Origin of the sequence: Desulfocapsa sulfexigens DSM 10523 (genome assembly GCF_000341395.1) — a bacterium.
In the GTDB taxonomy this organism is placed as follows: Bacteria; Desulfobacterota; Desulfobulbia; order Desulfobulbales; family Desulfocapsaceae; genus Desulfocapsa; species Desulfocapsa sulfexigens.
Map to the genome: position 1 here is coordinate 3,439,902 of NC_020304.1, position 17,296 is coordinate 3,457,197.

Consider the following 17,296-nt stretch of genomic DNA (forward strand, 5'->3'; position numbering starts at 1 on the left):
CATGAAAAGAGTAACACTTCTGATTTCTGCATTTCTCTGTCTGCTTCCAGGAGTTACTTTGGCTCTTGAAATCACTTTTTCTCCCCTTGCCGAAATCCGTTCTTCTTATATTACCTTGGGAGATGTTGCAGAATTCAACGAAGATTCTGCTCTTGCCATGGCGCTCGGTTCAAAAGAGATAGCCCCGGCACCAAAGGCAGGGGAAAGTGTCACCCTGAATTCAGAAGAGGTCAGATCAACGCTTGTTGCAAATTTTCCTGTCCCAACTGACCTCACCTGGAAAGGCGCTAATACCATCGTGGTCGAACGAAAAGGAATCATCATCGGCCCCGATGAGATTGCAGCTAAAATTGCAGAATATCTTGAAGAAAGAGGTGATGATCTTCCGGTCGCTGAATATTCTTTTATCAGTCGCGAACTCCCCCTTCCCTTTATCATCCCGGAGGGTGAGCTGGAAGTAGATGTTATCCCGGCAGATCCATCCGTTATTGGCAGTCGCAGGTTCTCACTGGTGTATAAGGTTGATGGGAGAACTGTAAAGAACATTTCCATACGTGGTAATTTGGAAGCACTTGCATCGGTAGCTATTCTTACTCAAAACGTTAAAAGAGGAGCTATACTTCACCCCGACATGGTGGAACTGCAGACAAAGGATCTTTCACAACTCAGGGATCCATGCACAGACCTCCGTGAAGTACTCGGGAAGAAACTGACCAGAAGCCTTCGTTCTGGAACTGTTCTTGATATCAGTTCCATCGACATTCCACCTGTTATCCAAAAAGGACAACTTGTTAAAATCCTGATAAATCACAATGGAATGCATCTTAGTGCTACTGGTATTTCTTCAATGAACGGAAAACAGGATCAAATCATCCGTGTCATGAACAGCAGCTCCCATAAAATGATTTTCTGTAAAGTCATAGCTCCAGGCCTTGTGGAGGTCCACATCTAAAATGAAATCTCTGTTACTTATACTCAGCACAGCATTCCTTTTCTGCTCATGCGCAAGACCTGAATATTCCGTAACTGAAATCCCCGAACCTCTCGAGGAAATCCAGACTCAAAAAGCTGCCGAAAGAACCGATGGTTCACTGTGGCCAGGAGAACAGCATTCTCTTTTTGCTGACCATAAAGCACGAACAGTTGGAGACGTCGTAACAATCACCATAGCTGAAAATGCCAGTGCCTCCAAACAGGCATCTACTTCCACCGATCGTAACACCAGTATGAGTGCAGCCATACCTCATTTATTTGGTCTTGAAAACTCAAAATGGGCGGTTGAACACCCCAAATTTGACCTCACCAACCTTGTTGAAGCAAGTTTTGCAAACAAATTTGAAGGTGCTGGAACAACTGTCAGAAAGGAAGATCTGGTTGCCTCCCTCACAGCTCAAGTTGTCGATGTGTACGCCAATGGCAACCTGAAAATAAGGGGCGGTAAGGAAGTACAGGTGAACAATGAAATTCAGGTTATTTATGTGACTGGAATCATACGTCCCGTTGATATTATGGCAAACAATACAGTCAATTCAAAACATGTTCTGAACGCAAAAATATCCTATACTGGCAAAGGTGCAATCAGTGACAAACAAAAACCCGGCTGGCTCATGCGAGTGCTTGACAATGTCTGGCCATTCTAATCGCGGAGTTGCAATGAGAACTACAGTATCGATTCTATTAACAGGTTTCATACTCCTCTGTCTTTTCTGTACAAACAGCAGTGGAGCACGTATCAAGGATATTGCTGAACTTAAGGGAGTACGAAACAATCAGCTTATCGGTTACGGCCTTATCACCGGCCTTGCAGGAACTGGAGATGACCTCAAGAAAGTCCTTTTCACCAGACAGGCTCTCTATAACATGCTCGTTCGCCAGGGTATTACCGTTAATCCGGATGAGTTTGAAAATATTAAAGTCAACAATGTGGCGGCGGTAATGGTAACTGCCTCTCTACCACCGTTTGCAAAACCTGGCTCAACAATAGATGTTCAAGTCTCCTCCATCGGCGATGCTAAAAGTCTTGCTGGTGGTAATCTACTGATGACGCAATTAAAGGGGCCAGACGGGAAGGTCTATGCAGTTTCACAGGGCCCTTTGACCATCGGTGCGTTTTCATTTGGCGGGAAGGCTGCCAAGGCACAGAGAAATCATCCCACCGTCGGAAGAATAACCGGTGGAGCCATAATTGAAAAAACTGCGCCTGGAAAATTTGCAGACGATGGTACCCTTTCCTACAGCCTGCGTACCTCAGATTTCACCACTGCAGCAAATATGAGTGATGCCATTAATGCTAAATATGGTATTGGCACAGCATTTCCAGTTGATTCTGCGACCATCAAAGTGATCATCCCTCAAGCTTTTCTTGAAGACAAGGTACATTTCGTCACCTCCATTGAAAGTATGCGGATAGAAACCGATACCAATGCCAAGGTTGTTGTGAATGAACGAACCGGAACCATTGTAATGGGGAAAGATGTAAGGCTCTCAACCGTAGCCGTATCCCACGGTAATCTTTCACTTGTTGTTAAAGAGACAATGGAGGTTACCCAGCCCAACCCCTTGGCCACCGGACAAACAGTCGTTGCTCCTGAAACCTCAATTGACATCGTTGAGGATGACGGACAGCTTATGCTAGTTGAGGAAGGCGTCTCAATCGGAGCTGTTGCCGATGCCCTGAATGCTATCGGGGCAACACCCCGAGATCTTATTGCCATCTTTCAGGCCATTAAAGTTGCGGGAGCCATGCATGGTGAACTCATTGTACTGTAGACCAGACAACCTTTAACCATATTATACCCTATGAACATATCCAGCGATCCAAGAGCAATACCCACCACAAGCAGCCTGAAAAACCAGACAACGGATCCAAAGGATCAGGAGCTTCGAAAATTACGTAATTCCTGTCGTGAGTTTGAGGCTATTTATATCAATGAGATGTACAAAACCATGAGAAAATCTGTACCCGATTCAGGACTCTTTAAAAAAGACATGGCCAACACTCTCTATCAGGAAATGCTCGATATGGAAATGGCCAAACAGACAGCACAGGGTGACGGCATGGGAATCGGTAAGGCTATGTATGAACAGTTAAAAGAGCAGCATTTTCCGGATAGTACCCCCTGATTGCATCAGTGATGATTATTGTTCTTCATCAGGTTGTTCCTCACCTTCTCTCTTCTTCTCCTTTCCCTCCTAAATAATACCTTTTTTTCCTCTTGACACTAAAGGTTTAGTATTAACATTCCGATACAGTAGACAAGAAAGAATTTCATTTACCCCTATTTATTCTGCATGGATGCAGAAAAAAATAGCGCAAGGAGGCGTAAACAATGATAAATAGTATCAGTGATCAGAATTATTTAGCCCCACAACAGGTTGAACAGTACAACAACAAAAGCCTGGGAATGCCAGCTGGAAAAGGATCAGAAAACCTTCCAGAATCTTCACGGAAACAGGACTCGGTGACAATAAACTACCAGCAGGAAGTGTCAATGACCTACTCCAGCTCACTTACCATTCAAACCGGAGATGGTCAGGATCAATACAATCTCTTAAGAGGGCTGGTCACCAATATGCTCAAAGAACAGGGCATTGATTTTAAAGTCGCAACCGGTGATCAGGAAATAGATATCAGCTCCATCAGTCAGGAAGAAGCCGTTGAGCTGATTGCCGAAGATGGGTATTTTGGAGTTGAACAAACATCTGATAGAATCGTAGAATTCGCCATAGGTATTGCCGGTGGTGACCCTTCGCGCCTTGAAGCAATCAAAGAAGGGGTTGACAAAGGGTTCGCCGAAGCGTTTGACGCCTTCGGTGGATGGTTACCGGAAATCTCCTATGATACCTATGACGCAGTAATGAACAAACTTGATGCCTGGGCTGAAGTGGACAGTCCCGAAGAGGTGTCGTAATTAAGATAGACAGGTGATAGCATGAGTGTTGAATTTAGAGGAGTTGGCGGCCTTGGACAGATAGGCAGCATTAAAAAAAGTGACAAAGCTGAGACAACAGCCAAGCCCGGTTCTGCAAAAGAAACGGACCAGGTGCAATTCTCTGCTGTCCTTCAAAATGTCAACAAAGCACAGACAGGATCCGATGGGAACACGGAACGGGCTGAGCGCGTCGCTGAGTTGAAACAACAGATCGCCAATGGCTCCTATGAACCTGATCTCAACAAAGTCGCATCCAATCTTCTCCAATTCCTTATGGAGGAAAAATAGCAATGGCTGCCGGTACCACCCACCAATACCTTGTCCGCCTTCATGACGTGATCCTTGAAGAACGTGAGTACTCCAAAGTACTCGACATGGAATCACTTGCAAAGGCTATGCAGGAAAAGGAAGAGCTTATCCAGGTTCTGGCACATGTTAAACAGCTTGACGAAGAAGATAATGAACTGGCGGCAATTATCCGCCATGAAAACAGACGTAATGCCTACCTTTTCAAAGCAACTCTTGGCTGGATCAGAGAAACAATGGAGTTTTTTGGTAAGCGTACCGTCGCCTCTGGCTACACTGCAAATGCCGGGATGGTAAACTCAAAAGTTAACGGACGACTCCTTTCAGGACAGGTGTGATATGGGCGGATTATTCACAGCACTCAATGCAGGAAAAACCTCTCTCAGTGTTAATCAAAAATCCATTGAGATTATTGGTAACAACATCTCCAATGTAAACACCGAAGGATACTCTCGCCAAAGCGCCGAACTCACCCCCTACCCTTCCATGAATTTCGGCGGCTTTTTTATTGGCCAGGGTGTTCTGGTCTCTGATGTCAGCCGCGATCACGATGTTTTTGTCACTAATATGCTCCAGGAAAAATCCATTGAATTCGGACTTCAGGATGGTCAGACCAGAGCATTATCCGAACTCGAACGAATTTTCCCCATCGGTGAAGAAAATATTTCCACTGAAATTAACCGTTTTTTTGATTCCTGGCAGGAACTATCAGCAAATCCATCTGGCCTTGTAGAGCGGGATATTGTGATTCAGCGTGGTGAATTATTGGCAGAGAAATTTAATACCACCGTTGATGATCTAAATAAAGTTAAAGAAAATATTAATGATTCCCTGATTTCAAAAATTGATGGCGTTAACTCCCAAATACAGGAAATCGCAGATCTCAACGAACGAATTTTCACCATTGAAATCCAGGGACAAACTGCCAACAGCGCCAGAGATCGTCGTGACATGCTTGCCAAAGAGCTCGCCACCTCACTTGGAGTCCAAACCTACCATGATTCCAAAGGCATGATGGCAGTGCAGCTCCCCGGTGGATTACCACTGGTACAGGGCCTTATCCCCATGGAACTTGAAGGTGTTCAAAATGGAACCACCCTTGACCTGGTTTTGCATACAGGCGGAGTTACCAGAACAATAGGCCTTAACAACCTTGGCGGTGAATTTGAAGGGCTGGTTGGTATTCGTGATGTGTTTATCCCATCTGTCAAGGATGACCTCGATCGACTGGCATATGAACTTGGTGGGGCTGTCAATACGGCACATTACACAGGTGCAGGGCTGGATGGAACAACCAATCAGAATTTTTTCTCAGTAAATCCCGCTCCAGGCCCGCCTCCCCCCTCACCGCCTGACCCTTGGGTAGACGCAGCCCGTAATATTTCCGTGATCATTTCAGATTCAAACCATGTAGCAGCAGCTGAAGCTCCGCCACCTTTAGGCACCGTCGCTCCTGGAGACAACCGGAATGCACTTATTATTTCAAACATTGGTGAGGATTTCCTGATCGATGGCATAGATAATTTTGGAGCCTATTATGGTAAATTGACTGCAAAAATAGGTATAGAAGCCAGTCAGAACCAGCTCGCTCTTGGAGGTGCCGAAGATGCAATGATCCAGCTGCAGAATCTTCGCGACGGACTTTCCGGTGTGTCTCTTGACGAAGAAATGATAAATCTAATTCAATATCAACGCGGCTTCGAATCTTCCGCCAAATTCCTATCTACAATTGATGAGATGATGGGTTCACTTATCAATCTGAGACCATAAGTAATCTCTCTGGAGAGATATCATGAAAGCTACAGAAGGGACAACCTACCGCATGCTCCAATCCAACCTGGGACGAATAACAACCAAATTGGAGGATCTCCGTATTCAGGGAGCAACCGGAACCAAAGTTAACCAGCCATCCGATGATCCCTCATCTATCCGACCTGTGCTTACTACCCGTACTCAAATTATGCATACGGATCGATATCTGGAAACCATGGGTGTTACTCTTGATAAAATGGAAGCCACTGATGGACATTTAAACCATGTAGAAAACATTCTTCAGAGAGTAAAAGAGATCAGCGTTAATTCGATCAACGGTGCCATGAGCCAGAATGACCTTGACACTTTTGCAGATGAAATTGCCAATCTCAAAGCGGAACTTGTTGATGCTGCGAATGCACAGGTTGACGGTAAATTTATTTTTGCAGGCTATGCTGAAAACACAATCCCATTTGTTGAAAACCCAAATTATAATCCCAATCCGCCCGTGGACCCACTTAACCTCAATCCACCCTATGATGCTGCGGACTCAACGACATGGCCTTATCTGTATATGGGGACTCCCAACCCCACTGAGCTTGAAATCACCCCAGGTGAAAGACTGCAGGCAAATCTTACAGGAAATGACCTGTTTTTTGGCATCAATAATACAACCATGCTTGCCGGCGGCCCCTCACCACCAGCCGTGTATGCCTCAGACAGCGGCAGAATTGACATTTTCAGTGTTCTGACCCGTACAGAAGAAGCCCTGCGTGCAGGAAACATCGATGATCCTCTTGGAGCCGGTGGTGGTCTTGTACAAAATCTCGAAAACGTTGATATTGCAGCTGACCAGAACAGACGCCTTCGCAGTCAGTTGGGCAACAGAGCCAGACGAGTAGACTCTGCAATGCTGCATCAAACAGATGTACAGATAGACCTGCAGCAGGTTCTGTCCCGCTATCTTGATGCCGATGCAATTGAAACCTTCAATGCAATTGTTCAGCAGGAAACTGCTTTTCAAGCTGCACTAAGTATCACCTCCAAGGTTTCACAAATTTCAATTCTTGATTACTTTTAGAAAATCATACATTTGTTTGACATTCGAATCCATTCATCATAGCATCAGTCATTAATGTAATGTGTGTAACTGATAGAGTATTTTTTATTGGAGAGCAACATGCTCGTTCTTACCAGAAAGGTCGGTGAAGGAATTGTCATCGGCGACGATGTAACAATCAAAATTATAGAAATGAAGGGAGGGGCTATCCGGATAGGTATTGATGCCCCCAGAGAGAAGAACATATACCGTCAGGAAGTGTATAACCGTATAACCGAGGAAAACAAAATGGCGATGGAGTGGGATCTGGACACTCTTGATTCTCTTAGTGCCAACCTTTCAATAGAGAAAAAAAAGAAATGAGAACGATACATACACGATTCGGTGACGTTGAATATGATCCCAAAAACCTCCTTCACTTTCCGGCTGGAATGATCGGTTTTCCCACACTGCATGATTTTATAGTCATGCCCAACAAAAAAGAAGGCCCTCTTTTCTGGATACAAAGTATAGATGATCCCGGTATAGCTTTTATCCTCACTGATCCCACTAATTTTTTCCTCGATTATCAGATAAAGCCAGAAGAATCAGAAAGGAATGCATTACATATCGATGATACCGATGAATGCTATACCCTTTCTGTTGTAACTGTCCCACCAGATCAGAAAATAACCCTCAATCTTGCAGCACCAATCCTCTTTTCTGCCAAAACAAACAGAGCAATTCAGGTTATCTTAGAAAAGACAAACTATAACTCTAGGACACCACTTCCCGAATAGAATACTATCGGTCTCAAAAAAGACAAAAAAAACAGTCACGGAGTGGAAGATGAATCGGATTTAAAATAAGCGGCAGGGGACGGTTTGGCTTGCAGGAATGAACAAAAAGATACCTATTACTGCAGTAAAGAATAAGAACCGGACGCAACAGCCATACCACATAAATCTTCTTCCTGGGGAATCTCCTTTGAGGACATTTCCCCAATCAATTCAATCTTTCGAAGTCGGGCCTTGCAATCAATAACATCTGCCTCTCTTATTGTGGAGTCGAGAGCTCGCTGGTATTCACCTAACAGTGGATTTTCAAGAACCTTTCGCCCTATAAAGTTCATGATTTGACATATTTTTTTTTCGTGCTTTAGGGTAATTTCCTGCAATTCTCTAATGGAAGCGCACTGTTCCTGTATTTCACAAGGCTTGAGAATCTCCATCCTGTCACCCAAATCCATCATTTTTGCGGTAAGTTTCTTATAGTTTCCAATAGACTCTCTCAAACATTCATCTATTGTTTTCATGAGTTATACCACAATGTTTTCTTTAAGTTTCCGAACAATGTTTCCGGAACGAATCATTTCTTCCAACACAAACTTACGAGGACTTATTCACTATCTTCCCCTGATGATGTACTCGGGTTTTATAACCACTCAACGCTTTTCTTCCCTTTTTAACAGCCCGAATCTCACTTGCCATCAGAGTTTTCACATTATTAGCCCTGAGCACAGTCTTTTTCAAAAGATCCAGGATATCCTGCTGCAAGGATCTTATTTCTTCAAGCTGTGTACTAATGTTTCCAGTGATTTCTTTGTCAGCTAACTGTTTGTATAATATTGCATCAGTTTTCTGGCTCTGCTGCTGTAATGCACAAAATTCCCTGTTGAATTCTTCTACACATCCCTGTGAGGAATTATTATCAATATCTCGTTGTAGAGACTTGAGCATCCTGAGCATTCTCGAATATTCATCTAGAGATTGCTCTACAACAGTATTCTGAGGGATCATCACAATTTCTTCCATTGTTAAATAATCAACTTGAAACTGCAAACGAACTATAAGTAGCCTCGTAGGTATAATCCTTTTTTTGTAATACTGCGGATTCCGCTTCCGCAGCTGCCTTTTCTTTTTTGTTTATAACAACAGCCTCTCCCCAGGTTTGACGCAAATCCACAAGCAATTTTTCTACATTTTGGAGTTTTGTCAAATCATTCGAAATATTGGCACTGGTCAGTTCACGAATCATAAAATCATACAGATCGTGAAGATCCTCTGCAATCTTACCGCCTATTTCATGATTCAGGGTGTTGGAAAATTCTACAACAATGGCAAGTGCCTTGGAAACACCACGAACTCGAAGTTCCGGCCTGTTCTCTTCCACACCAATGATTGCCTCTCGGGTAAAACGAATGGCACCATCATACAGCATTAGAAGTATTTGCTCAGGAGAAGCCGTATTAATCTGATTCTGTTGATACTGATTATGATTATATGGATTCATTTCTAATTCCTATTGTACATGTTCGAGAGTATATCCATCTGTTGGGTCAGATAATCACTTTGGGCGTTCAGATTACTGACAAGAAGCTCCATGGCATTAAACTGTGCACGAATGCGTTCCTCAATCTTGTCCATTAAGGGTTCTTTCCGTGAAATCTGCAAATCAAGGCGTCGTATAGCATCCTCATAACGATCATGTTTATCAGCATACATTCCATTTACTGCTGAAGTAGTCTGTACCAGATAGGAGTTGAATTTTTTCATAACCCCATCATTATTGCCTTCACCAGCAAGAAGCTTAACAACATCATCGAAGTTCGCGTCTAATTTCTCATCCAGCTTTCCATTATTAATGTGGAGAGTTCCATCCGATTGGGTGGAGATACCAATTTCACTGAGGATCTGCAAAGAACCACTACTGCCAATAGATTCTGACAATATAGACTGGAGACTACGTTTGATATCATTAATTGTCGCATCACCCCTTAAATAATCACTAAGTGGTCTTTCTTCATCTTCTGTAGCTGTCGAAGCTTCATCTGCAGTTTGGAGAATCACATCATAACCCGAGCTAATCCAGTCCATAACGGAATTATAGCTGGTTACAAAGGTCGATATTTTCTCTTTAAGACTCGCTGTGTCTGCTTCAACATTGAGAGTAGACGTTTCATATACTGCAGGATTTCCATCAGCAGCAGGGGTGATTATTTCGCTTTCTTTATTGAGGTTGATAGTGACGCCGGCGATAACACCGGTGAGAGTATTGGTGTTGCTCATCACTTCAATACCGTCAACGTAGGCAATAGCCTGTTGAGCAGTACGAACATTGGATTCAGAAAGATCTATGGCATCACCCTCAGAATCTTTTAAATCATAGTCTAAGGAAAACGTTATGGAAGCGTCATTTCCAGTCAGAACCATATGATAATTGCCACTATCATTCCCATCATTAATAATAGATGCTGAAACGCCTGTGTCTTCTGAAACATTGTTAATGGCTTGCATCAATCCCTGAAGAGAATTGTTGGAATCATCAATCTCTAGACTAACAGCACCGATGGCAAAAGTCCCTGTACCAAAAATATTTTCAGTTTCAGAACTGTATCCACTGCTAACCGTCTTTTGAACCTGCGCGAGCTGGGCCACCGCAATATCATAACTGCCTTCACGAGCACCATTGGAGGTAGCGGTAATAAACTCTTCGGAACTGAGTCTGACACTGGTGGTCTGAACATCACTGGTTATATTGAGATTTCCGGCTGCAGAACGAAGATCTTCCAGTTTGGCATCAAACTGCTCATACGCCTGAAGACGGATGGTCTCATACTCTTTATCAGCCTCCAGACGATCCAACGGTCTTCTTTCTATAGCCATCAGGCTAGAGACCAGGTCTTCTGTGGGCAGACCTGTGGCGAGGCCACCAAAACTTATCTCTGCCATACCATACTCCTCAGCGGATTTTAGTGACTAACTAACTGAAATATAAAACTAACAAGTACTACTCTACGGTATCAACAAGCTTCCCGCGAAGATCCTCAAGATTTGCCTGCATACCTAGAATTTCTTCTGCAGGAACCTGACGAATCACCTCATCGGTCTTGGTGTCCACAACTTTTACGACCAGTTTATTAAACTCCTGGTTATTTTCAAAGCGAACACTATAAAGACCATCTTCGGTGAGCGACTTGATCTGATTCAGGAGCTCTTCCGGCTGTACACCACCACTCTCTGGAGAACTTACCTTCTCCAGATTCACATCTCCCTTCTTCAGATCTTTACGTCCGGAATCGACGCCATCTGCTGGCCGCGGCATCTGCTGCAGTGCGGAACCCGTTGCATTCATAGCTTCTATTGACGACATAATGTATTCCTCTAGCGAAAACCGCTAATGACAGATTATTCATAAATTTAAAAAGCTGCCCTGAAAAATCACCTGCTGTTACTAATCAAAAAAAGTAACAAGAGGACAATTTTCCAGGGGGCTTTACATGTCGGGGGTTGTAACAACCAACCCCCGAGTTGAGTTTACGATTAACCTAACAGTGACAAGGCCAACTGTGGTTGCTGATTAGCCTGGGCCAAAATTGAAACGCCAGCTTGTTGCAGGATATTCATTTTGGTCATCGCCGAAGTTTCCATGGCGATATCAGCATCAAGGATCCGTGAACGTGCAGCAGAAAGATTCTCTGATACATTGTTCAAGTTGGCAATGGTGGATTCAAAACGATTCTGGATCGCACCCAAGCCACCTCGGATAATATCAACATCCTCAAGGGCTTTATCAACACTGGCGATAGCTATAACAGCATTTTCACGGGTATCAACTGACATCTGGTCAACTGTTACAGTTGCTGATGTCGCTGCACCAACATCTGCACCGCCAGCCAAGGTAATTGTGCCGGCAACACTTGCAGCAGTCGTTCCTGAAAAGTCAACCAATGCCTGAGCTGCGAGACCACTGGCAGTTGTCAGAGCCTCAACATAACTAGCTATTTCTGCTCCAGTATCCATTGAAGCTGACGTCAATGACGCAGTGATGGTAATTGTCGTATCAGAGACCACGACAGTGCTCGCATCGGCTGTCCCGCCGGATAAGTCAAGCGAACCGGCCGTAACTGCACTCGCTGATCCTGCAAAGCCAACCAAAGCCTGGGCTGAGATAGCACTGGCGGTTGTCAGGGCGCTAAGAACAGCAGCTAACTCTGCTCCTGTGTCTGTCGCTGCAGCAGTCAGTGATGCTGTTACAGTAATCGTGGTACTTCCTGCTGTATCCGTTGCAACCGCTATAGTAGCGTCATCTAAACCACCAGACAAATCATAGGTGTTGGCGACACTTGCAGCTGTTGATCCTGTGAAATCTATCAAAGCTTGCGCTTCAAGAGCACTGGCAGTTGTTGCATCAAAAATATCCTGCAGCCCTGCTGTTGTTGAACCGACTGTAGTGCTAAAGTCTGCGGTGATTGTGATAGTAGTACTTCCAGCAGTTGAAGTGGCAACAGTAATATCACTGCCAGAAGTCGCATCAACCAGGACAAGCGAGATATTATTACCGGCAAGCCCTGTATCATCAGCTACTACAGAGAAGGCTGTTGTAGCATTAGTTGCAGCAACACTGGTCGCAGTAGTATCAGCGACGACAACCGTAATATCATTACCAGCGGTACCAACACTCACTGCTGTCACATCTAATGACCCAGTAGTATTGGCAGCAGCAACCGAAGCAACGGAGGCTCCGCCATCAACGAGGACAATCGAGATATCATTACCAGCTGATCCAGCTGACTGTGCTGTTCCGATCAATGATCCTGCGGTATTTGTTGCTACCGAAGCTGATGTAGTTGCAGCTACTGCAGCCGCAGCTTCTCCTAAATCAGCAGCACGGGCACTATCAATGGAAAAGGAGATAGTCTGATCAGCACCAGCGTTGGCACCAACCTGAAATGTTGCATTCGTCATAGAGCCGTCGATAACAGCTTTGCCGTTAAACTCGGTGGTCTGAGCAATACGGTCAAGTTCAAATTTAAGTTGAGTCACCTCATCGTTGAGAGAACTACGATCACTTTCGGTGTTGGTGTCATTGGCAGACTGAACGGCCAACTCACGAATACGCTGCAGGATATTAGTACTTTCCTGAAGTGCACCCTCAGCCGTTTGCGCCAGAGAGATACCATCATTAGCGTTTCTTGCTGCCTGATTCAAACCACGAATCTGAGAAGTCATACGGTCGGAAATAGCAAGACCAGCAGCGTCATCTTTAGCGCTGTTGATACGCAGACCAGACGACAAACGCTGCATAGATTTATTTAGTGCAGATTGAGAGTTACCCAGATTACGTTGGGCGTTAAGAGATGCTACGTTGGTGTTAATTGTTAAGGCCATGGTGATCCTCCATGAATTGTTAAGTTGGGCGTCCTTGCCCGTTTGAAACTGTATTAATTACTGTTATTCTTCAAACTTGATTTCTTCGATTATCCACCTCCCCTTTTATTGGTTACTGTTTCGGTTATAACTTTTGTAAAAACACTGTTAAGGGCTCTACTCCTTATAGGACGTATCGGAAGTGGTTCCAGAATACTTTAGTTTTTTTTTATTTAATTTATTTTATTTATTTTGGGGCTGTAGCCGACATGTTCATCGATCTGTTCAATCACCTACTGGCCGAGGGTATACTTCGTTAAACAGTATCCTGTAAGTGCGTTCACAAAACATAATTCTTTTTTTTCGAGCGACCTTTTTTCTGTACTTATAGTATCACTAATATCACTGTCTAAATAATAAAATAGCGTTTGAGGTACCTTTTGGTCGACAGTCGTATCTTTTTTTCTATAGTGCTGGTCGAAAAAGAATTACGTAACAAAATTATCTATTTCAAAAGATCGCTCAAACCTGCTATTATAGCAATAGTGTGCAAGATCAATTATTTCTTCAGTATCAGCACATCTCAAAGAAATGAAACTTGACACACCATCATGCCCTTTTCAGTCAATTGAGGTCTTTAGTACATGCTGCAATTTACCGTTGGTTGGAATATTGTTTTGCCCATAAAGCACTCAAAATTCCGATAGCGTATTTTTCTTTAGAAGTTTTTCATGTTCAGATCATACTTTCATTATATCTGAACATATATAGTGGTGCAGAAAATAGTTTACAGGATGACAAGTTAGATGAAAAGAACAATACAATCGGTAATGGATCCCGAGCTACAGCTCAACACCAAATCCGACTTAGTTTATTACATTACTTTTCCAGATAATTACAACCCAGCAGTCGAATACCCTCTAATAATTTCCATTGACGGATATGGTGGACACCCTGGGTCTGAATATCAGTCTGAAAAACTGAGACCTTACTTAAGTGAAAAATATGAATCTATTGTTGTAGGAGTGTCGTATCACGGCATCAACAGGACTGGAAGTGTAGTTGAATTTTCTCCTGAAGCGTGGGAATCTATTTTCGATTTAGAACCAGGTGAATTTACTAAGAGGTTTGTAGCAGGCAAACCAATGGACAAAATATTTGATGATATTTTTGCCTTTTTGGTTGAACGAAAAATCTCAAGACTTTCTCCCCTATTGGCAGTTAAAACTACCTTGCCTGACAAATACTCTTCATTTGGTTTTTTACCTGCCATAGAACATTTGAATGTTCTTTACGACATACTCTCAAACTATAAAATAAAATTATCAGAAATTAACATCCTGGGGACATCCTATGGTGGATATATTGCCTTATTGATGGGCAAATTCGCTCCCCATACATTCAATTTTATAATTGACAATTCTGGCTTTGTCGCCACACAATTTTCTGAAATTCACCCATCACTGGTAACAAGTAGTGCCAGTTATATGCGAATGGTTAATGGAAAAAGATATGAAATTCCGGCAACCACAAAATCATTATGGGAGAACAACGAATTTTCAGAAAAGTATTTTTCCGACGCCAACAGAATGATACGCAATGTTACTGTGAAAGAGCATATGCTTGAGTCTGACACAAAATACTTTTCATACCATTCCAAAAAAGACATTATTGCCTTACTAGCTGAAAAAAAGATGTTTTGTGACAAATTGAAAGAATTCGCCTATGTCGATTTTTCAGAAATCGGCGACAAAGAAATTGATGGTTCATTGTTTAAAAATCTCAATCACGGCATGAACGCCTCTCTGCGAAAATTATATGATGTTACATTCCAGAAGAATGCACTTGTAAACAAACAACATAAATATCAAACTGATTTTCATCTCAAGTCTAAGCATGTCTTTGACTGTTTCAGTAAAAAATATGAGTTTACATACTGCCTTGATAAAGGTTTAGAAGTCAAAGTCACCTCACTCAAGATGAATCCATCAGTATCGAACCACAACAACTGTATCGACGATAAAGATATTCCGCTAAATTCAACTATGCAAAATGACATGAAGAAACAGCCCACCATCGGTACAAAGACGCTTACACTGACTCACCTCCCCCCTTCATACAAAAACGATATTTTCAATCAAAACCTTGCATATTTCAAAGCAAAGCATCCGTCACTTTACAACATGGTAATCAATCATAAATGCAATGAGTACTGGCTTTGCAGTAATCCAGATGGAAGCCCAAATATATATGAGATAAAGAGCAACTCACCCTTATATAAGGTCTATAACAAAAAATCATTATTCGATAATATCAACAAGAATATTTCAGGACTTTCGGCCAATGCTACAATTGCTGAGGCATTTGTGGGTGGAGGGAATGATCGTTGGAAAATTAATAGTCCTATTCAATGTCAGATGCTTAATGATTTGTTCGCAAATGGTATATTTAAAAAATTAGGTGTCAATTATGACAACCTTGCACCATTCAACAATTATAAAACTGACTTTATGCCCCTGGTTCGAGTTTATGGAATAGGTCTGGGATACCACATAACTGAATTACTGAGAACAAGAAATGTTTGCTACATGACCATCTACGAACCACACCTTGATCTTTTTTACACCTCCCTCTTCACGGTACCGTGGAATCTCCTTTTTAAATATTTTGACACCAACGGCAAGGGGGTTAACCTTGTTATAGGTGACACTGCTGACAAAGCCGTCCTTAGTAATATTACTTTTATTAAAAACCGATTCATGCCACTTACTAGCTATTTCTACCGTTTAAATCATCTTAATTCTTTGCAATCAAAAGAACTTATCCAGAAAGAACCTCAATCAGATTCCATTGAAAGATCACAATCAGATGCAGGATGGTACGAAGATCAGAGGACAGGTTTTTATATGAGTGCGAGGAATATAAAGAAAAGAAATAAATTTTACACAGGACGACGAACCAAAAAGACATTTCGCGCTTTTGTTGTTGGAAGTGGCCCTTCACTCAATGATTCGATTTCCTATATAGAAAAACATCAAAATGATGCTCTCATTTTCTCATGTGGATCTGCAATAACTCCTTTGCTCAAAGCTGGAATAATTCCTGATTATGAGATTGTTCAGGAACGAACATGGCATTTCCCCAAACACGAGGAAAAACACGATCTTGCTCTTGTAAAACAGATATCACTTCTTAAGCTCAATGTCGTAAGCCCCAAAATTGATCACTATTATAAGGAAACTCTTGTTTTTCAGAAATTCAGGGATCCAGGTTCTTCATTTTTAGGAAAGGACTATGCAGTGACTACCGCAGTAAACCCTACAGTTACTAATGCCGGAATCGCTATCAGTGCTGCCCTCGGCGCAAAAGAGGTTTATCTTTTTGGTGTGGATTATGGCGCACCTGCAGAGGGTAAGAAAATGCATGCTGCAAATACCCTCCATGACCATTCCCCTGTAGATGATAGCGTGGATGCAAAAGCCACATCCGACATTCCAGGAAACTTTGGCTCAACTATACGTACTACCTCGGTGCTGTCCTGGTCCTTACAGACAACGGAAATGAAAATTGCCGAATTCCCAAAAATACGTTGGTATAACGTCGGTGAAGGTGCTCGTATTTCAGGGGCAATTCCAACAAAGGTAGAAAATCTTCCAAAAAAATACTCCGGGAAAACGTCAAAGAAGGATTTACGGAAACAGGTATCAAGTTGTTTCAACAATAATTATTCATCCGATGAAATACTTAACAGGTTAAAAACAGTACAGATGAATCAAATCGAAGAATATCTACAATCTTTGCTTGGGTTCACAACTGCAACGCCGCAAACCAGAGAGGAGATTATCAACACTCTCCAACTGTTATATTCGGCGGTGAATGTGGGAAAAAATCAAACTAACTTCCTGCCATCCTCCCTCTTGCCATATGGTTTTATGCAATTTATTACCAGCGTCTTTATTCAGTGCTCGATGGAACCCACTGATGAAGGGGCAGTTCAATTTTTTGAAACATCCAAGAGAATTTTGGCTGAATATATAAACAGCATACAAACGGATATACAAAAGATGTTAGACTATATTGAGCGCGACGAAGAGACTGAGTTAATTGAGGCATGGTAA

General features: G+C 42.7%; 18 protein-coding genes and 1 pseudogene. 12 read left to right on the forward strand and 7 right to left on the reverse strand.

Annotated elements, in window-relative coordinates; translation table 11 throughout:
* The first annotated feature begins 1 nt into the window (after nucleotide 1).
* The 11 genes from flgA to UWK_RS15430 all read left to right on the forward strand — a co-directional run bounded on the left by flgA (nucleotide 2) and on the right by UWK_RS15430 (nucleotide 7,829).
* A complete protein-coding gene (gene flgA / locus UWK_RS15380; RefSeq protein ID WP_015405312.1) occupies nucleotides 2-952 on the forward strand; it encodes a flagellar basal body P-ring formation chaperone FlgA in 951 nt (316 codons plus the stop codon).
* Nucleotide 953: 1 nt separating this feature from the next.
* Nucleotides 954-1,640 carry a flagellar basal body L-ring protein FlgH gene (locus UWK_RS15385; RefSeq protein WP_015405313.1) on the forward strand — a complete coding sequence of 229 codons (687 nt, stop codon included), beginning with the start codon at nucleotides 954-956 and terminating at the stop codon, nucleotides 1,638-1,640.
* Nucleotides 1,641-1,653: 13 nt separating this feature from the next.
* Nucleotides 1,654-2,769 carry a flagellar basal body P-ring protein FlgI gene (locus UWK_RS15390; RefSeq protein WP_015405314.1) on the forward strand — a complete coding sequence of 372 codons (1,116 nt, stop codon included), beginning with the start codon at nucleotides 1,654-1,656 and terminating at the stop codon, nucleotides 2,767-2,769.
* A 30-nt stretch (nucleotides 2,770-2,799) separates the two neighbouring features.
* The gene (locus UWK_RS15395) at nucleotides 2,800-3,123 is read left to right on the forward strand and encodes a rod-binding protein (RefSeq protein WP_015405315.1); all 324 of its coding nucleotides are present in this window, start codon (nucleotides 2,800-2,802) and stop codon (nucleotides 3,121-3,123) included.
* A 206-nt stretch (nucleotides 3,124-3,329) separates the two neighbouring features.
* A complete protein-coding gene (locus UWK_RS15400) occupies nucleotides 3,330-3,911 on the forward strand; it encodes a hypothetical protein (protein ID WP_015405316.1) in 582 nt (193 codons plus the stop codon).
* A 21-nt stretch (nucleotides 3,912-3,932) separates the two neighbouring features.
* Nucleotides 3,933-4,220, forward strand: coding sequence for a flagellar biosynthesis anti-sigma factor FlgM (flgM, locus tag UWK_RS15405; protein WP_015405317.1), 288 nt, complete (start codon nucleotides 3,933-3,935; stop codon nucleotides 4,218-4,220).
* Nucleotides 4,221-4,222: 2 nt separating this feature from the next.
* The gene (locus UWK_RS15410; protein ID WP_015405318.1) at nucleotides 4,223-4,576 is read left to right on the forward strand and encodes a flagellar protein FlgN; all 354 of its coding nucleotides are present in this window, start codon (nucleotides 4,223-4,225) and stop codon (nucleotides 4,574-4,576) included.
* 1 nt (nucleotide 4,577) lies between these two features.
* On the forward strand, nucleotides 4,578-6,008 hold the full coding sequence (flgK, locus tag UWK_RS15415; RefSeq protein WP_015405319.1) for a flagellar hook-associated protein FlgK: 1,431 nt from the start codon (nucleotides 4,578-4,580) through the stop codon (nucleotides 6,006-6,008).
* A 22-nt stretch (nucleotides 6,009-6,030) separates the two neighbouring features.
* Entirely contained in the window at nucleotides 6,031-7,071 is a 1,041-nt protein-coding gene (locus tag UWK_RS15420) for a flagellin N-terminal helical domain-containing protein (protein WP_015405320.1), read from the forward strand.
* 99 nt (nucleotides 7,072-7,170) lie between these two features.
* Nucleotides 7,171-7,413: a carbon storage regulator CsrA gene (csrA, locus tag UWK_RS20000; RefSeq protein ID WP_015405321.1), complete on the forward strand. Its 243-nt coding sequence runs from the start codon at nucleotides 7,171-7,173 to the stop codon at nucleotides 7,411-7,413.
* The gene (locus UWK_RS15430) at nucleotides 7,410-7,829 is read left to right on the forward strand and encodes a flagellar assembly protein FliW (protein WP_015405322.1); all 420 of its coding nucleotides are present in this window, start codon (nucleotides 7,410-7,412) and stop codon (nucleotides 7,827-7,829) included. Before csrA ends, UWK_RS15430 begins: the two co-directional genes overlap by 4 nt.
* 116 nt (nucleotides 7,830-7,945) lie before the next feature.
* Here UWK_RS15430 and UWK_RS15435 read toward each other — a convergent pair whose 3' ends face one another.
* The 7 genes and pseudogenes from UWK_RS15435 to UWK_RS20230 form a co-directional block, all read right to left on the reverse strand.
* Nucleotides 7,946-8,344: a hypothetical protein gene (locus tag UWK_RS15435; RefSeq protein WP_015405323.1), complete on the reverse strand. Its 399-nt coding sequence runs from the start codon at nucleotides 8,342-8,344 to the stop codon at nucleotides 7,946-7,948.
* A gap of 73 nt (nucleotides 8,345-8,417) precedes the next feature.
* On the reverse strand, nucleotides 8,418-8,843 hold the full coding sequence (locus tag UWK_RS15440) for a hypothetical protein (RefSeq protein WP_153304913.1): 426 nt from the start codon (nucleotides 8,841-8,843) through the stop codon (nucleotides 8,418-8,420).
* Between the two features lie 10 nt (nucleotides 8,844-8,853).
* The gene (fliS, locus tag UWK_RS15445) at nucleotides 8,854-9,321 is read right to left on the reverse strand and encodes a flagellar export chaperone FliS (protein ID WP_015405325.1); all 468 of its coding nucleotides are present in this window, start codon (nucleotides 9,319-9,321) and stop codon (nucleotides 8,854-8,856) included.
* Nucleotides 9,322-9,323: 2 nt separating this feature from the next.
* The gene (gene fliD, locus UWK_RS15450) at nucleotides 9,324-10,760 is read right to left on the reverse strand and encodes a flagellar filament capping protein FliD (protein ID WP_015405326.1); all 1,437 of its coding nucleotides are present in this window, start codon (nucleotides 10,758-10,760) and stop codon (nucleotides 9,324-9,326) included.
* A gap of 58 nt (nucleotides 10,761-10,818) precedes the next feature.
* Nucleotides 10,819-11,181 carry a flagellar protein FlaG gene (locus UWK_RS15455; RefSeq protein WP_015405327.1) on the reverse strand — a complete coding sequence of 121 codons (363 nt, stop codon included), beginning with the start codon at nucleotides 11,179-11,181 and terminating at the stop codon, nucleotides 10,819-10,821.
* A 170-nt stretch (nucleotides 11,182-11,351) separates the two neighbouring features.
* Nucleotides 11,352-12,776: a flagellin gene (locus tag UWK_RS20055; RefSeq protein ID WP_407637488.1), complete on the reverse strand. Its 1,425-nt coding sequence runs from the start codon at nucleotides 12,774-12,776 to the stop codon at nucleotides 11,352-11,354.
* A gap of 54 nt (nucleotides 12,777-12,830) precedes the next feature.
* A pseudogene (locus tag UWK_RS20230) lies at nucleotides 12,831-13,199 on the reverse strand (flagellin N-terminal helical domain-containing protein); the annotation flags it as partial.
* Between the two features lie 785 nt (nucleotides 13,200-13,984).
* Here UWK_RS20230 and UWK_RS15465 point away from each other — a divergent pair.
* Complete coding sequence (locus UWK_RS15465; protein ID WP_015405329.1) at nucleotides 13,985-17,296, forward strand: DUF2920 family protein; 3,312 nt, start codon at nucleotides 13,985-13,987, stop codon at nucleotides 17,294-17,296.

Coding starts and splice junctions, on each gene's coding strand:
- UWK_RS15430 (WP_015405322.1), top strand. CDS start 7,410: ATGAGAACGATACATACACGATTCGGTGACGTTGAATATGATCCCAAA.
- UWK_RS15385 (WP_015405313.1), top strand. CDS start 954: ATGAAATCTCTGTTACTTATACTCAGCACAGCATTCCTTTTCTGCTCA.
- flgK (WP_015405319.1), top strand. CDS start 4,578: ATGGGCGGATTATTCACAGCACTCAATGCAGGAAAAACCTCTCTCAGT.
- UWK_RS15440 (WP_153304913.1), bottom strand. CDS start 8,843: ATGGAAGAAATTGTGATGATCCCTCAGAATACTGTTGTAGAGCAATCT.
- UWK_RS15420 (WP_015405320.1), top strand. CDS start 6,031: ATGAAAGCTACAGAAGGGACAACCTACCGCATGCTCCAATCCAACCTG.
- csrA (WP_015405321.1), top strand. CDS start 7,171: ATGCTCGTTCTTACCAGAAAGGTCGGTGAAGGAATTGTCATCGGCGAC.
- flgM (WP_015405317.1), top strand. CDS start 3,933: ATGAGTGTTGAATTTAGAGGAGTTGGCGGCCTTGGACAGATAGGCAGC.
- UWK_RS15410 (WP_015405318.1), top strand. CDS start 4,223: ATGGCTGCCGGTACCACCCACCAATACCTTGTCCGCCTTCATGACGTG.
- UWK_RS15400 (WP_015405316.1), top strand. CDS start 3,330: ATGATAAATAGTATCAGTGATCAGAATTATTTAGCCCCACAACAGGTT.
- UWK_RS15455 (WP_015405327.1), bottom strand. CDS start 11,181: ATGTCGTCAATAGAAGCTATGAATGCAACGGGTTCCGCACTGCAGCAG.
- UWK_RS15395 (WP_015405315.1), top strand. CDS start 2,800: ATGAACATATCCAGCGATCCAAGAGCAATACCCACCACAAGCAGCCTG.
- UWK_RS15435 (WP_015405323.1), bottom strand. CDS start 8,344: ATGAAAACAATAGATGAATGTTTGAGAGAGTCTATTGGAAACTATAAG.
- UWK_RS15390 (WP_015405314.1), top strand. CDS start 1,654: ATGAGAACTACAGTATCGATTCTATTAACAGGTTTCATACTCCTCTGT.
- fliD (WP_015405326.1), bottom strand. CDS start 10,760: ATGGCAGAGATAAGTTTTGGTGGCCTCGCCACAGGTCTGCCCACAGAA.
- fliS (WP_015405325.1), bottom strand. CDS start 9,321: ATGAATCCATATAATCATAATCAGTATCAACAGAATCAGATTAATACG.
- UWK_RS15465 (WP_015405329.1), top strand. CDS start 13,985: ATGAAAAGAACAATACAATCGGTAATGGATCCCGAGCTACAGCTCAAC.
- flgA (WP_015405312.1), top strand. CDS start 2: ATGAAAAGAGTAACACTTCTGATTTCTGCATTTCTCTGTCTGCTTCCA.
- UWK_RS20055 (WP_407637488.1), bottom strand. CDS start 12,776: ATGACGAATGCAACATTTCAGGTTGGTGCCAACGCTGGTGCTGATCAG.